This window comes from Cedecea sp. B1(4), assembly GCF_059414925.1.
The window spans coordinates 486,058-501,782 of the sequence record NZ_JCAHMZ010000004.1; the positions used below are offsets into that span (position 1 = coordinate 486,058).

The 15,725-nt window shown below is 54.7% G+C and carries 13 protein-coding genes; 7 read left to right on the top strand and 6 right to left on the bottom strand.

Annotated elements, in window-relative coordinates:
• The first annotated feature begins 225 nt into the window (after positions 1-225).
• From folE to mglC, 6 genes are all read left to right on the top strand, one after another.
• Positions 226-891 carry a GTP cyclohydrolase I FolE gene (gene folE, locus ACR6JA_RS11880; protein WP_213712695.1) on the top strand — a complete coding sequence of 222 codons (666 nt, stop codon included), beginning with the start codon at positions 226-228 and terminating at the stop codon, positions 889-891.
• 19 nt (positions 892-910) lie between these two features.
• Complete coding sequence (gene yeiB, locus ACR6JA_RS11885; protein ID WP_494492819.1) at positions 911-2,068, top strand: DUF418 domain-containing protein YeiB; 1,158 nt, start codon at positions 911-913, stop codon at positions 2,066-2,068.
• Between the two features lie 122 nt (positions 2,069-2,190).
• Positions 2,191-3,246 carry an HTH-type transcriptional regulator GalS gene (gene galS, locus ACR6JA_RS11890; RefSeq protein ID WP_213712691.1) on the top strand — a complete coding sequence of 352 codons (1,056 nt, stop codon included), beginning with the start codon at positions 2,191-2,193 and terminating at the stop codon, positions 3,244-3,246.
• Positions 3,247-3,529: 283 nt separating this feature from the next.
• Positions 3,530-4,525, top strand: coding sequence for a galactose/glucose ABC transporter substrate-binding protein MglB (mglB, locus tag ACR6JA_RS11895; RefSeq protein WP_008455250.1), 996 nt, complete (start codon positions 3,530-3,532; stop codon positions 4,523-4,525).
• A 203-nt stretch (positions 4,526-4,728) separates the two neighbouring features.
• Positions 4,729-6,249, top strand: coding sequence for a galactose/methyl galactoside ABC transporter ATP-binding protein MglA (mglA, locus tag ACR6JA_RS11900; protein WP_039295397.1), 1,521 nt, complete (start codon positions 4,729-4,731; stop codon positions 6,247-6,249).
• A 20-nt stretch (positions 6,250-6,269) separates the two neighbouring features.
• Positions 6,270-7,280 (top strand): galactose/methyl galactoside ABC transporter permease MglC, encoded by a 1,011-nt coding sequence (gene mglC / locus ACR6JA_RS11905; protein ID WP_039295392.1) that lies wholly within the window; start codon positions 6,270-6,272, stop codon positions 7,278-7,280.
• Positions 7,281-7,349: 69 nt separating this feature from the next.
• On the opposite strand, the gene sanA is transcribed toward mglC, so the two are convergent.
• The 5 genes from sanA to ldtB all read right to left on the bottom strand — a co-directional run bounded on the left by sanA (position 7,350) and on the right by ldtB (position 11,396).
• The gene (sanA, locus tag ACR6JA_RS11910) at positions 7,350-8,069 is read right to left on the bottom strand and encodes an outer membrane permeability protein SanA (RefSeq protein ID WP_213712687.1); all 720 of its coding nucleotides are present in this window, start codon (positions 8,067-8,069) and stop codon (positions 7,350-7,352) included.
• A 131-nt stretch (positions 8,070-8,200) separates the two neighbouring features.
• Positions 8,201-9,088: a cytidine deaminase gene (gene cdd, locus ACR6JA_RS11915; RefSeq protein ID WP_494492820.1), complete on the bottom strand. Its 888-nt coding sequence runs from the start codon at positions 9,086-9,088 to the stop codon at positions 8,201-8,203.
• A 128-nt stretch (positions 9,089-9,216) separates the two neighbouring features.
• Positions 9,217-9,912, bottom strand: a complete 696-nt coding sequence (locus ACR6JA_RS11920) for a CidB/LrgB family autolysis modulator (protein ID WP_494492821.1) — start codon at positions 9,910-9,912, stop codon at positions 9,217-9,219.
• A complete protein-coding gene (locus ACR6JA_RS11925; protein WP_494492822.1) occupies positions 9,909-10,310 on the bottom strand; it encodes a CidA/LrgA family protein in 402 nt (133 codons plus the stop codon). The genes ACR6JA_RS11920 and ACR6JA_RS11925 overlap by 4 nt, the downstream gene beginning before the upstream one ends.
• Before the next feature lie 171 nt (positions 10,311-10,481).
• A complete protein-coding gene (ldtB, locus tag ACR6JA_RS11930) occupies positions 10,482-11,396 on the bottom strand; it encodes a L,D-transpeptidase (RefSeq protein ID WP_213712681.1) in 915 nt (304 codons plus the stop codon).
• A 238-nt stretch (positions 11,397-11,634) separates the two neighbouring features.
• Here ldtB and ACR6JA_RS11935 point away from each other — a divergent pair, with 238 nt between their 5' ends.
• The gene (locus ACR6JA_RS11935) at positions 11,635-13,230 is read left to right on the top strand and encodes an ABC-F family ATPase (RefSeq protein ID WP_213712679.1); all 1,596 of its coding nucleotides are present in this window, start codon (positions 11,635-11,637) and stop codon (positions 13,228-13,230) included.
• Positions 13,231-13,358: 128 nt separating this feature from the next.
• Here the strand turns inward: ACR6JA_RS11935 and ACR6JA_RS11940 are convergent, their stop codons facing one another.
• A complete protein-coding gene (locus ACR6JA_RS11940) occupies positions 13,359-15,722 on the bottom strand; it encodes a glycoside hydrolase family 31 protein (RefSeq protein ID WP_494492823.1) in 2,364 nt (787 codons plus the stop codon).
• Positions 15,723-15,725 lie beyond the last annotated feature (3 nt).

Sequence of the window (15,725 nt, forward strand, 5' to 3'; positions counted from 1 at the left end):
ATCTATTTTCAAGACTTATGAACAACTTTCACTTCACCTGAGTCTAGCCATCCCGCATTATGGCCGCAACGGTATTGTTCTCGCCCGCTCAGGCAATGAACGGTATTTTCGATTTCAATAATTATGCCCGGCACTACTGGATTCTAAGCACGTGCTGCCGCACAATAAGCGGACACTTTGCCCCATGAAGGGCAGAGGTCAGCCACACCTGCAGGAGAAAACAGCATGTCATCACTCTCGAAAGAAGCCGCCCTGGTTCATGAGGCGCTGGTTGCGCGCGGTCTGGAAACGCCGCTGCGTCCGCCGTTGCGTGAACTGAATAATGAAACCCGTAAAAGCCAGATTGCCGCCCATATGACGGAAATTATGCAGCTGCTTAATCTCGATTTGAGTGACGACAGCCTGATGGAAACTCCGCATCGCATCGCCAAAATGTATGTCGATGAGATTTTCTCCGGCCTGGATTACGCCAATTTCCCGAAAATCACCGTCATTGAAAACAAAATGAAGGTGGATGAAATGGTCACCGTGCGTGATATCACCCTGACCAGCACCTGTGAGCACCATTTCGTGACCATCGACGGGAAAGCCACCGTGGCGTATATCCCGAAAGATACCGTCATCGGCTTGTCTAAAATTAACCGCATCGTGCAGTTCTTTGCTCAGCGCCCGCAGGTTCAGGAACGCCTGACCCAGCAGATCCTGATTGCGCTGCAAACGCTGCTGGGCACCAACAACGTGGCGGTGTCCATTGATGCGGTGCATTACTGCGTGAAAGCGCGTGGGGTAAAAGACGCCACCAGCGCGACCACCACCACCTCGCTCGGCGGCCTGTTTAAGTCCAGCCAGAATACGCGTCAGGAGTTCCTGCGCGCAGTACGCCACAATTAATCCCCCCAGGCAGGTATCCGTGGAGAGAAATGTCACCCTGGACTTCGTCCGCGGTACCGCCATTCTGGGCATTCTGCTGCTCAATATTGTCGCCTTTGGCCTGCCGAAGGCGGCTTATCTCAACCCGGCCTGGTACGGCGAGATAACCTCTCGCGACGCCTGGACCTGGGCGGTGATGGACCTGTTTGCCGAAGTTAAATTCCTCACGCTTTTTGCGCTGCTCTTTGGGGCTGGCCTGCAAATGCTGCTGGCTCGCGGCTCACGCTGGATCCAGTCGCGGCTGACGCTGCTGGTGCTGCTGGGGTTTATGCATGCGCTGCTGCTGTGGGACGGCGATATTTTGCTGGCATACGGCCTGACCGGGCTGGTGTGCTGGCGGCTGATTCGTGACGCGACGGGGCAAAAGCAGCTGTTTAATACCGGCGTCGTGCTGTACCTCATCGGCATTGGCGTGCTGTTGCTGCTGGGCGTCATTTCAGGTGACGGCATTAATCGCTCCTGGGTACCGGATGCGGCCAACCTGCAATATGAGCAGTGGTGGAAGCTCGGTGGCGGCGTGGAAGCTATCAGCAACCGCGCCGATTTGCTCTCTTCGAACCTGGTAGCGCTGGGTGCGCAATACGGCTGGCAGCTGGCGGGCATGATGCTGATTGGCGTGGCACTGATGCGCAGCGGCTGGCTGAAAGGGGAGTTTAGCCTGAAGCATTACCGGCGAACCGGTGCCATTTTGATCGTCATCGGCATGGCCATTAACCTGCCGGCAATTTTAGCCCAGTGGCACCTGAAGTGGGATTTTCGCTGGTGTGCGTTGCTGTTACAGGCCCCACGTGAGCTGAGCGCTCCGTTTCAGGCGATTGGCTATGCAGCGCTGGCCTGGGGCTTCTGGCCGCAGCTGTCCCGTTTCCGGCTGGTGGGCTGGATTGCCTGCGTCGGTCGCATGGCGCTGACCAATTACCTGCTGCAAACCATTCTCTGCACAACCTTGTTCTATCGCTTTGGTTTATATATGAAATTTGACCGTCTGTCGCTGCTGGCTTTTGTGCCTGCGGTGTGGGCGGCAAACATTCTGCTGTCGGTGTTCTGGCTGCGCTATTTCCGCCAGGGGCCGGTGGAATGGCTGTGGCGGCAGCTAACCGCCCGTGCTTCAGGGACCGCCTTACGCAAAGCACAGAGATAATGATATTCGTCACAAAGGTTAACGAATTGTATGTAACCGCTTTCATCACTGTGATCAACTTCACGCCGAACCGCCCCCCACTCGCCGCAAAATAGCCACCTTGCCTAAAACAGGGTGCACCTATGAGACCGACTCCCCCAACGCCGATTACCATTCGTGACGTTGCCCGTATCGCCGGGGTTTCAGTAGCGACAGTATCCCGAGTATTAAATAACAGCGCGCTGGTCAGCCCGGAAACGCGCGAAAACGTCATGCAGGCGGTTGCTGAGCTGGGCTACCGTCCAAATGCCAACGCGCAAGCGCTGGCTACTCAGGTGAGCGACACCATCGGCGTGGTGGTGATGGACGTCTCCGATCCCTTCTTCGGGGCGCTGGTCAAAGCCGTGGATGTGGTTGCTCAGCAGCACAATAAATATTTGCTGATCGGCAACAGCTACCATCAGGAAGACAAAGAGCGCCATGCCATTGAAGTGTTGATCCGCCAGCGCTGCAGCGCCCTGATTGTGCACGCCAAGGCACTGAGCGACGAGGAACTGGCTACTTTTCTGGAGCAGGTTCCCGGCATGGTGCTGATCAATCGCCTGGTGCCCGGCTACGCTCACCGCTGTGTTTGTCTGGACAACGTCAGCGGCGCGGTGATGGCTACGCGGATGCTGCTGAACCAGGGGCATTCGCGCATCGGGTACCTGGCTTCCAGCCATGAGATTGAGGATAACGACCAGCGGCATCAGGGCTGGCTGCAGGCGTTGGCGGAGCAAGGGATCGTGCCGCCGGAGGGCTGGGTCGGCATGGGCACGCCTGATATGCAGGGCGGGGAAGCGGCGATGGTTGAGCTGCTTGGGCGCAATCTGCAGCTTAGCGCGGTCTTTTCCTATAACGACAGCATGGCCGCTGGCGCGCTAACGGCGCTGAAAGACAACGGTATTGCCGTGCCGCAGCATGTATCTATCATCGGCTTCGACGATATTCCCATTGCCCGTTACACCGACCCACAGCTAACGACCGTGCGCTATCCGGTGGTGTCTATGGCGCGTTTAGCGACAGAACTGGCGTTACAGGGCGCGGCAGGCCAGCTGGATCGTGATGTAACGCACTGTTTTATGCCGACTTTAGTTCGTCGTCATTCGGTGGCGAGCAGGCAAACTGTGGCGTCGATCACTCCGCTGCCAAAGAGTTAGATGTAACCGGTTTCAATCTGTGAGTAAATTCACAGTTAATTAACATTGCGCTGACTATTATGTCAGCGTTTTATCAGCTGAAACACGATGTAACGATGACTGCTCACTTTTAGCGTCGTGATAAGGCCATTAACGCTCATAAAAACGCAGTATTGGATTGTTACCGAACACGGAAGTGCACATTTTTTAGGATAACTTCGGCATTCAGTAACTTTTTTATAACATTACTGTCCTGCCTGGTTTCGAACGCGAACTACCCTGCAAAATAAAAACCGGAGATACCATGAATAAGAAGGTTTTGACTCTGTCCGCCGTGATGTCCTGCATGTTGTTTGGTGCCGCAGCGAACGCCGCTGACCGTATTGGCGTGACGATTTATAAATATGACGACAACTTCATGTCAGTGGTTCGTAAAGCTATAGAGAAAGATGCGAAAGCGTCACCTGACGTGCAGCTGCTGATGAACGACTCCCAGAACGACCAGTCCAAACAGAACGACCAGATCGACGTTCTGCTGGCAAAAGGCGTGAAAGCGCTGGCCATCAACCTGGTTGACCCGGCCGCAGCGGGCACCGTTATCGAAAAAGCGCGCGCGCAAAACGTGCCGGTGGTGTTCTTCAACAAAGAACCTTCCCGCAAAGCGTTGGATAGCTACGACAAAGCTTACTACGTCGGCACCGACTCTAAAGAGTCAGGTATCATCCAGGGCGACCTGATTGCTAAACACTGGGCGGCTAACCCGGCCTGGGACCTGAACAAAGACGGCCAGATCCAGTTCGTGCTGCTGAAAGGCGAACCAGGTCACCCGGATGCCGAAGCACGTACCACCTACGTTATCAAAGAGCTGAACGACAAAGGCCTGAAAACTCAGCAGCTGCAGCTGGATACCGCGATGTGGGATACCGCTCAGGCTAAAGACAAAATGGACGCGTGGCTCTCTGGCCCGAACGCTAACAAAATCGAAGTGGTTATTGCTAACAACGACGCAATGGCAATGGGTGCGGTAGAAGCGCTGAAAGCCCACAACAAATCGTCTATTCCAGTGTTTGGCGTAGATGCCCTGCCTGAAGCTCTGGCGCTGGTCAAATCCGGTGCGATGGCCGGGACCGTGCTGAACGATGCCAACAACCAGGCTAAAGCCACCTTCGATCTGGCGAAAAACCTGGCCGACGGTAAGCCAGCCGCTGAAGGCACCAACTGGAAGATCGAGAACAAAATCGTACGCGTACCTTACGTAGGCGTGGATAAAGATAATCTCGCACAGTTCATCGGCAAATAAATACCCGTCATACTTCGAGCCGCAGGGGCGTGAACTGTACTCGCTCACCCCAGTTGCTTACTTGATGTAAGCCTCTGGGGATTCTCGAGCTTGTTGCCTGCCTGCAACTCGAATTATTTAAGGTATAACGTTTTCTTGTTGTACACGGGCGCGGATACCTGCGCCCGGCTTTAGGCAAGTTACTCAGCGACACAGGTATAATTATGGTCGACAATAACTCAGCTACGCCGACGGAATTTTTGCTGGAAATGACCGGCATTAATAAATCCTTCCCCGGCGTTAAGGCACTGGATAATGTTAATTTAAAAGTACGGCCACACTCTATTCACGCCCTGATGGGTGAAAACGGTGCGGGTAAATCGACATTATTGAAATGCCTTTTTGGGATCTACAGCAAAGATTCCGGCAGTATCCTTTTCCAGGGAAAAGAGGTGAATTTCAGCAGCACGAAAGAGGCGCTGGAAAACGGTATTTCTATGGTGCATCAGGAGCTTAACTTGGTTCTGCAGCGCACCGTGATGGACAACATGTGGCTTGGGCGCTACCCGACCAAAGGCGTGTTTGTCGACCAGGATAAAATGTACCGTGACACCAAAGAGATATTTGATGAGCTGGATATTGATATCGACCCGCGAGCCCGCGTCGGTACGTTGTCCGTTTCTCAAATGCAGATGATTGAAATCGCCAAGGCTTTTTCCTATAACGCCAAAATCGTTATTATGGATGAGCCAACGTCTTCGCTGACGGAAAAAGAAGTTAATCATCTCTTTAAAATTATTCGCAAATTAAAAGATCGCGGCTGCGGGATTGTTTATATCTCCCATAAAATGGAAGAAATATTCCAGCTGTGCGATGAAATTACGATTTTGCGCGATGGACAGTGGATTGCTACCCAGCCGCTGGAAGGGCTGGATATGGACAAAATCATCGCCATGATGGTAGGCCGCTCCCTGAACCAGCGTTTCCCGGACAAATCCAACGTCCCGGGGGAAGTTATTCTCGAAGTCCGCAACCTGACCTCGCTGCGCCAGCCGTCGATTCGTGATATCTCCTTTGATCTGCATAAAGGTGAAATCCTCGGCATTGCTGGCCTTGTCGGGGCGAAGCGTACCGACATTGTAGAAACGCTGTTTGGTATCCGCGAGAAATCTGGCGGTACCATTAAGCTGCACGGCAAAAAAATCAACAACAGCAGTGCGAACGAAGCGATTAATCACGGTTTTGCGCTGGTGACCGAAGAGCGTCGCTCAACCGGGATTTACGCCTACCTGGATATCGGCTTTAACTCACTCATTTCCAATATTCGTAACTACAAAAATAAGGTCGGCCTGCTGGATAACTCCCGCATGAAAAGCGATACCCAGTGGGTTATCGACTCCATGCGCGTGAAAACCCCGGGGCACCGCACCTCCATCGGCTCGCTGTCCGGCGGTAACCAGCAAAAGGTGATCATTGGCCGCTGGCTGCTGACCCAGCCGGAAATCCTGATGCTGGATGAACCGACACGCGGCATTGACGTGGGCGCCAAGTTTGAGATTTACCAGCTGATTGCTGAGCTTGCCAAAAAAGGGAAAGGAATCATTATCATTTCGTCCGAGATGCCGGAATTGTTAGGGATTACAGACCGTATTCTGGTGATGAGCAATGGGCTCGTGGCCGGAATTGTAGACACCAAAACAACAACGCAGAACGAAATTTTACGTCTTGCGTCTGTGCACCTGTGATGATTTAGGGGCTATTAAAAATGAGTGCGTTAAATAAGAAGAGTTTTCTAACTTATCTAAAAGAGGGCGGCATCTACGTGGTGCTGCTGGTGTTGCTGGCGATCATTATTTTCCAGGATCCGACGTTCTTAAGCCTGCTTAACCTGAGTAACATCCTCACCCAGTCCTCGGTGCGTATTATCATCGCGCTCGGTGTGGCCGGGCTGATTGTCACCCAGGGGACTGACCTGTCCGCAGGGCGCCAGGTGGGGCTGGCGGCGGTTGTGGCGGCCACGCTGTTGCAATCAATGGATAACGTCAACAAGGTGTTCCCGGACATGCACACCATGCCGATTCCGCTGGTGCTGTTGATTGTCTGCGCCGTGGGCGCTGTGATTGGCCTGGTGAACGGGATTATTATCGCTTACCTGAACGTGACGCCGTTTATCACCACCCTGGGCACCATGATCATCGTGTACGGGATCAACTCCCTGTATTACGACTTCGTGGGCGCGTCGCCGATTTCCGGGTTTGACTCCCACTTCTCTACCTTCACGCAGGGCTTTATCGCGCTGGGTAGCTTCCGCCTGTCGTACATTACGTTTTACGCCTTGTTTGCGGTGCTGTTTGTGTGGGTGTTGTGGAACAAAACCCGCTTCGGGAAAAACATCTTCGCGATCGGCGGCAACCCGGAAGCGGCGAAAGTCTCCGGCGTTAACGTGGCGCTGAACCTGATCATGATTTATGCCCTGTCCGGCGTGTTCTATGCCTTTGGCGGGATGCTGGAAGCGGGCCGTATCGGCTCGGCCACCAACAACCTCGGCTTTATGTATGAGCTGGATGCGATTGCGGCCTGCGTGGTGGGCGGCGTGTCCTTCAGCGGCGGGGTAGGGACGGTGCTGGGCGTGGTGACCGGGGTAATTATCTTTACGGTTATTAACTACGGCCTGACCTATATCGGCGTGAACCCTTACTGGCAGTACATTATTAAGGGCGGCATTATCATTTTCGCCGTGGCGCTGGACTCCCTGAAGTACGCGCGTAAGAAGTAATTTCTGCACTTTGCAAAAAAGCCCGCCAGGTAATGTGCGGGCTTTTTTTTGCTCAGCAATAACGGCGTATCACTTTTTCTCTTTTCTCTGTATCTCTAACAGCTGTTCCGGCGTAACGGCCGGATAGGCCTGTGCGTCTTCCGGGACTTCCTGCTGCGACGGAATAGGCACTAACGGGCCGAGGAAACGCGGCTCACGCTTGAAGAGGTAGAGATCGGCTAATGCGCCGAGACGAGCGGCAAATTCGCGGGTACGCACGGTCAGCATATTTTTTGGGGAAGGTACCGCGTAGCACTGCGCCTGAATCCCCATATGCAAGGCGATAAACAGCGCACGCTCGCAGTGGAAGCGCTGGGTGATAATGATGAAATCATTGGTATCAAAGACTTTACGGGTACGGACAATTGAGTCCAGCGTGCGGAAGCCCGCGTAGTCCAGCACGATATCCGCCGGATCAACGCCGCCGGCGATCAGGTCTTTACGCATGGTCATCGGCTCGTTGTAGCTTTGCTGAGCGTTATCGCCGCTGAGCAGCAGGTAGTTCACCTTGCCGCTGTTGTAGGCGTTCAGCGCGCCCTGAATACGGTACAGGTAATACTGGTTGATGACGCCGGTGCGGTAATACTTGGCGGTGCCGAGCACCACACCCACCTGGCGATAGGGCAGATCCTGCAGTTCATCGTAGACGTAGGGGGCGGTTTTCCAGCTGATCCAGCGGTCGAGCCCGAGCGCAGCCGCCAGCGTTAAGCCGATAACAATAAGCAGGCTGTAAAACACGCGCTTCAACATGGACTTGCAGACTCATTCGCGGGGTGAAATTTCATCCAAGGCTACTTTACCCGGCCCTCAAGAGCAAGAAACGCGGGTTCAGTTGGGGCAAATTTCAACAATGCGAGTGTGGGTACACCCGCAACGGAGAATTATTGAGCAATATTAACGCGCTCAACGGCTTCACAGCCCAGCGCTTTCAGCGTGGCGGAGGTGGCATCCCACTGCAGCAGCGGCGCATCGATTTTTTCTGCCAGCACGGCGCGTTTAATCTGCGGATAGTCGTAGCCATTCAGAGAAAGCAGGTTTAACGCAGCCTGCAGCGGCGGCAGGGAAGGGTTGAATGCAGCGTTTTCCGCGTAGCAGCCGGTGAATATTTTCCCGTCGACCATTTCCAGCGCAACGCCTGCCGGGGCTTTACTGTAAGGCGCATGACTGCGGTTAGCCGCGGTAATTGCCGCCTGGGTCAGGGCATCCCCTTTCAGGGGGAAGCCGTGATTCTCTTCATCCAGCAGCAGCGTTTTGATGTCCAGGTCGCGCGGGCCAAAGGCATCCGGCAGATATTCACCCAGAGTGGAAGGCTTGCGGCCAGGCAGATGAATACGCAGCGCGGTGCCGCTGTTCAGTTCATTCATAAACTGACGGCAGTGGCCGCAGGGAGTGTAGTTGACCGTGATATCAACCAGGCCTTTTTCACCGCGCATCCACGCGTGGGTAATGGCGCTTTGTTCGGCGTGCACGGTTTGCTGCATGGTGGCACCCAGAAACTCCATGTTGCCGCCAAAATAGAGATTCCCGCTGACGCCTCGCGCGACGGCGCCGACGTTAAAATGAGAGAGGTCTGCGCGGGCACAGGCTGCGGCCAGCGGCAACAGAGCGAAAGCCAGGTCTTGGTCACCCAGCCCGGTTTGATGTTTTAGCGTTTCAACTTCGGCTGCGGTAAACATAGCCGGGAAGTGGTCGTCGGCAAGCAGGGGTTGCAAAGCGGTTTGCAGCGCGGCGGGGAGTTGCACAACGGCGGCATCAAAACGTAAACGCATGTTAAAGCCTCATCAAAGGTAACGGAAACGTAGTTTACGGATCTGTATCGGCCAAATATGTGATCTAGTTCTAATTGTTTATGCAACTTATGAAAACAAATCTGAAAATGCGCGATCTCTCGCAAGTTTTAGCCGAAAAGCTTCAGCAGTACCGGGAATAAAAACGGAGCGATAAGTGACGTCATGACCCCGCAAATCACCAGCGCCAGCGAGCTAAAAGCCCCTTCCTGGAAGTCCAGTTCCGCACAGCGAGCGGTGCCCAGCGCGTGGGAAGCGGTACCCATTGCCAGCCCGCGTGAGGCTTTGGTATTGATGCGCATCATGTTCAGCAGCGTGTGGCCAAACACCGCGCCAAGAATACCGACGAAGATAACGCAGACGGCGCTGATAGCCGGGATACCACCAATGCCGCCGCCAACCGCCATTGCAATCGGCGTGGTGACGGATTTTGGCAGGACCGAAGCGGCAATTTCCGGGGACGCCCCCATCAATATCGCAATAGAGGTGCCGGTGGACATCGCCACCATGCTGCCAATAAAGCAGATGGTAATAATGGATTTCCAGCGGGCGCGAATCTGGTGTATTTGCTCATAGAGCGGGAAGGCCAAGGCTACAACGGCAGGCTGCAGCAGGTCGTTGAGCACTTCGCTGCCTTTAAAATAGTGGTCGTAAGGAATGCCGGTCAGCAGCAAAAAAGGAATGATCACCACCATGCAAACCAGCAGCGGGTTCAGCAGCGGGGATTTCAACCGAGCGGCCAGCTTGCGGGCGGCAAAAAACACCACCAGCGTTAACGGTAAAGACCACCATATAAAGTGCATCATTTTTGCTCTGCCTCGCCTTCACCAATCACTTTTCTTTCACCGTGTACCAGATGTGAGCTCCAGCTCACGATAACCAGCACCACCAGCGTGCTGATCAAACAGGACACCACCACCGGGCCAAACTGGGCTTTCAGCACGTCGTAATACTGCATCACGCCCACGCCAATAGGGACGAACAGAAGGGCCATATAGCGAATCAGCAAATGGCAGCTGGGTTTTACCCACTTCGCCGGCAGGATCTGCAGCGACAGCAGCACAAACAAAATCAGCATGCCGATAATGCTGCCGGGAATGACGATAGGCAGTAAAGAGGCGACAAAAATACCGGTGTATAAACACAGGTAAATTAAGACAAAAGCGCGAAGATACTGCCAGATTATCGTGAACGAGTTGCGCATGGAGGTTACCCTTTAAGAAACGCATTCATCATACAATTAAACGCAAAATTGTGCTATCCATCACATCATGAAATATCAGCATAACAAACATTCCCTGTGTGAAGGTTGTCGGGCGAATTTTGGGCAATAAAAAAGCGGCCCGGAGGCCGCTATTTTTTAATCAACGTGAGCTTAGTTCAGACGAACCGGCATCCCGGAACGGTTCTGAATTGCCTGGTCAACAACGGTGGTGTCAACATCAGACTGGGCAGTGACTTTCTGAACGCTGCTGGTCAGTTTAATCGGCACGATTTCATCGGAGTTGAACTGCGCTTCAGTGGTGGAAAGCGGGTTGTGGACTTCGATGTAACGGCTGCCGTCTGGCTCGGTAGTGGCTTTTACCGGCTCATCAATGAACTGAACGCGGGTGCCAACCGGCACGTTGTCGAACAGGAACTTGATGTCTTCGTTACGCAGACGCACACAGCCGTGGCTTACGCGCAGGCCGATACCGAAGTTGGCGTTGGTGCCGTGAATCGCATACAGGTTACCGATGTACAGCGCGTACAGGCCCATTGGGTTGTCCGGGCCAGCGGGAACAACGGCTGGCAGCGGCGTACCGGCTGCGGCGTATTCCGCGTGCATTTTCGCCGTCGGGGTCCAGGTTGGGCCATTTTTCTTACGCTCTACCTTGGTGGTCCAGTTGATCGGGGTATCTTTCCCCAGCTGGCCGATACCGATTGGCAGCACGATCACCGTGTTGGTGCCTTTCGGGTAATAGTAGAGGCGCATTTCGGCACTGTTGATCACAATCCCTTCATGCACGGTGTCCGGCAGGATCAGCTGCTGAGGGATGTTCAGAATGGTGCCGGCTTTTGGCAGGTACGGGTCAATGCCTGGGTTAGCTTCCAGCATGTTAGACAGACCCATCTGGTACTGTGCGGCATACTCTTCCAGCGGCGCGGTGCTGCCTTCAGGAATAGTGATAACCTGGTTTTCACCAACCAGGCGGCTGCCGTTAGTCGGTAACGGATAAGTCACGGCGGAAGCAGAGAAAGACGCGACAGCCACAAAAGCCAGTAAAAGCGAGCGTAATTTCATATTCATGTTATGCGAGTGTTATGCCAGACGGGCCAGCTAGTGAGTGTTCATGGACGATTCAGCCGCGCATTATATGTGCATTACATTCATCTGGGAAATCAGATGTGGATGAAATCACAATTTTTTCACACTGATTAACTATTGTACGGTGAAGATGCGGGGCGACCCTTTATCATAGTTATGGCATAATGTGGCCGAAATCACATTCCAAAATCTCGACAACTTATTTCTCCAGGACATACCAGTGCTTGTATCCAGCAACGTTACCATGCAGTTTGGCAGCAAACCGCTGTTCGAAAATATCTCCGTTAAATTTGGCGGTGGCAACCGTTACGGCCTGATTGGCGCGAACGGAAGCGGCAAATCCACGTTCATGAAAATCCTCGGCGGGGACTTAGAGCCAACGCTTGGCAACGTTTCTCTCGACCCAAACGAGCGTATCGGTAAGCTGCGTCAGGATCAGTTCGCCTTCGAAAAATTCACCGTACTCGACACCGTTATCATGGGCCACGGCGAACTGTGGGAAGTGAAGCAGGAACGCGACCGCATTTATGCTCTGCCGGAGATGAGCGAAGAAGACGGTTACAAAGTTGCCGACCTCGAAGTGAAATACGGCGAGATGGACGGCTACACCGCAGAGGCGCGTGCCGGTGAATTGCTGCTTGGCGTGGGCATTCCGCTGGAGCAGCACTACGGCCCGATGAGCGAAGTCGCTCCAGGCTGGAAGCTGCGCGTGCTGCTGGCGCAGGCGCTGTTCTCTAACCCGGACATCCTGCTGCTCGACGAACCAACGAACAACCTGGACATCGACACCATCCGCTGGCTGGAGCAGACGCTGAACGAACGCGACAGCACCATGATCATTATCTCGCACGACCGTCACTTCCTGAATATGGTCTGCACCCATATGGCTGACCTGGACTACGGCGAGCTGCGCGTTTACCCTGGCAACTACGACGAGTACATGACGGCGGCAACTCAGGCTCGCGAGCGGCTGCTGGCGGACAACGCGAAGAAGAAAGCGCAGATTGCAGACCTGCAATCCTTCGTTAGCCGCTTTAGCGCCAACGCCTCCAAATCTCGCCAGGCCACCTCCCGTGCCCGTCAGATTGATAAAATCAAGCTGGATGAAGTGAAGGCGTCCAGCCGTCAGAACCCGTTCATCCGCTTCGAGCAGGATAAGAAACTGTTCCGTAACGCCCTTGAAGTTGAAGCCGTGACCAAAGGGTTTGAGAACGGCCCGCTGTTTAAAAACGTCAACCTGCTGCTGGAAGTGGGCGAGAAGATTGCCATTTTGGGTGCTAACGGCGTGGGTAAATCTACTATGCTGAAAACCTTGGTCGGCGAGCTGACCCCGGAAAACGGCAGCGTGAAGTGGTCTGAAAATGCTCAGATTGGCTACTACGCCCAGGATCACGAATACGAGTTCGAAAACGATCTGACCGTCTTTGACTGGATGAGCCAGTGGAAGCAGGAAGGTGACGACGAACAGGCGGTGCGCAGCATCCTGGGTCGTCTACTGTTCAGCCAGGACGACATCAAGAAGCCGGCCAAAGTACTCTCCGGGGGCGAGAAAGGCCGTATGCTGTTTGGCAAGCTGATGATGGAAAAACCAAACATCCTGATCATGGATGAACCGACCAACCACCTGGATATGGAATCCATCGAGTCGCTGAACATGGCGTTGGAAATGTACCAGGGGACGCTGATCTTCGTTTCCCACGACCGTGAGTTTGTTAGCTCGCTGGCAACCCGCGTGCTGGAAATTACCCCAGAGCGCGTGATTGACTTCACCGGCGGCTATGAAGATTACCTGCGTAGCAAAGGGATCGACGGGTAATTTTCCCTCACCCTCACCCTCACCCTCACCCTCACCCTCTCCCGAAAAGGGAGAGGGGACAGATCGAGGAATCTACCTCCTATCTTTCCCCCTCGCCCCTCAGGGGAGAGGGCCGGGGTGAGGGGCAATTACAGCCCCCATACCTCGCATTCCACGCCGTTCACCCGCAATCGACGCCTTTCTCCCTCAGGCAAAGACAGCTTAATCTCGCGCCACGCGGGCAAATAATCCCCCTTGCGGCTAAAGGCCACGTTAATCTCGTTGGCTGAGCAGGTTATTTCCCAGCTAAGCCAGAGCGCGTTGCCTTCTTTATAGCCCCAGGATTCTCCGTCATCCTCAAACAACATGCCGTGGGACGTCCCGGCGCCCTGCAGCGGGTAAATTTTTAGCTCACGAACGGTATCGTCCTGCGGGGAAACGTAGCAGATGCGTTCGCTGAGAGGCAGAGCCGCACCGGCGCGAACCAGCAATGGTAAACGCTCAAGCGGAGCGGGCAGGGTGATGGTCTGGCCGCCGCTAAACCACTGGCCGGAATAATAGTCGTACCAGCCGTGCTCATTGGCCGGCAGCCATAAAGTACGTTCGCGTTGTCCTGGTTCCACCACGCTTGCCACCAGAAGATCCCGGCCCAGCAGGAATTCATCGCATTCATCAAATGTCTTCACGTCATGTTCATGGTCGAGGAAAGTCGGCCTCAGCATGGGTTCATCATCCGCGTGTGCCTGCCACAGCAACGTGTAGAAATAGGGCAGCAGGCGATAACGCAGCTCAATGGCGCTGCGGATGGCCGGCGTCACCGCCGGATACATCCAGGGTTCGTTCACGGTGTGGTCATCATTCCACGAATGGATGGTGAAGCGCGGGTGCATCACGCCGTTCTGAACCCAGCGCACGAAAAGCTCAGCGTCAGGCTTGTCGCCCGAAAAACCGCCAACGTCATGCCCGACGTTAAACAGGCCGGACAGGCTCATGCCGACGCCCATTCGCGTGTTGTAACGCAGCGTATTCCAGCTGGTGCGGTTGTCGCCGCTCCACGTCTGGACGTAGCGCTGCATCCCGGCGCAACCGGAACGGGAAATCAGATATGGGCGTTTTTCCGGGGAAAATTTCTGCTGAGCCTCCATCGAAGCGCGCATCATCAGCAGCGGCATGACTGGGCGAATATGTTTGATGGCTATCGGCTGGCCAAAGCCGTGACAGCGAGCTTCCCCGTCCCACACTTCGTATTCGTTGTTGTCGTTCCAGGTGGAGCCAATGCCCATTTCCAGCAGCTGTGTGGTGACGCCAGCCTGCCACCACTTCACCGTGGCCGGGTTGGTGAAGTCCAGATGAGAGCCTTCATCGTCCCAGAAGCTGGAGTGTTCCGGCGCATCGGATTCCGAATCTTTGATAAACAGCCCGCCTTTGGCAACCTCCTCATAACGCGGATGATCCTGCAGCAGACAAGGCTTGATGTTGGCCGCAAGGCGGATCCCGGCCGCCATAAACGCCTGGCTCATCACCTTCGGCTGCGGCACCTTTTCATAATTCCAGTTAAACACGTAGCGTTTGTTATTGATGGAGGTGTAGCCCGACGAAAGCTGGAATGAGTCGCACGGAATCGCGTGCTGCTGGCTCAGCCGGATAAAGTTCATCAGCTGATTTTGGGCGTCGGGCGCGTCGGTGTAATGCATCGTTGAGCCGCTGTAGCCGAGGCTCCATTTTGGCCCGAAGAAGGTTTTCCCGGTCAGGCGCACGAAGGCTTTGGTGACATCCAGCACGCGCGGGCCGAGAAACAGGTAATAGTCCAGATCGCCGGCTTCTGCCTGCCAGCGGCGATAGGCCAGATGATAGTTGTCTATCTCGTTGCCCAGATCCAGCCAGCAACTGCTCAGGTTGTCATAGAACAGGCCAAAGCTGACGTCGTCCCGGCGCGTAATGGTGAAGGGAATATGCTTGTAAAGCGGGTCGGTCGATACCGCGTTATAGCCCATTGCGTCCAGATTACGCATCTCATAGCGCCTGCCGGTGCGGTTAAGCGGCCCGGCTTTTTCACCCAGCCCGTAAAAGCGCTCCCCGGCAAAGCGCCGCTGATAGTGGGCCACGCCATCGCCGTGAGCGTTAAGCTGGTAGGCGCTGGTAGGGCGATCGCAGGCGAGGGGCAGCCATTCGCCCTGGGCAGATTTGTATTCCCATTCCAGATAAAGCGGCTGGTGCACGGTCACGCGCAGGCTTTCGCTACTGATGATGAGCCCATCCGATTGCTGTTCCAGCGTGAAGCCGGGCAGGGTAAACCCGGCGTGGCTTTCGCGGTCGCGTCCTTCCCACGGAACATCCTGCTGCGGGGCGATGCTCCAGGTGCGGTCCAGCGCCAGGCCCTGTTGACGCTTAATCAGCACGCGAAACAGCTTATCTTCCAGCACATACAGGTGCAGCGAATGCTTGCCGTCGAGGGTCAGGATAACCTGGCTGTCATCTTGTTTTACGAGCGTCCAGTTCTTAAGTGTTTTCATGAG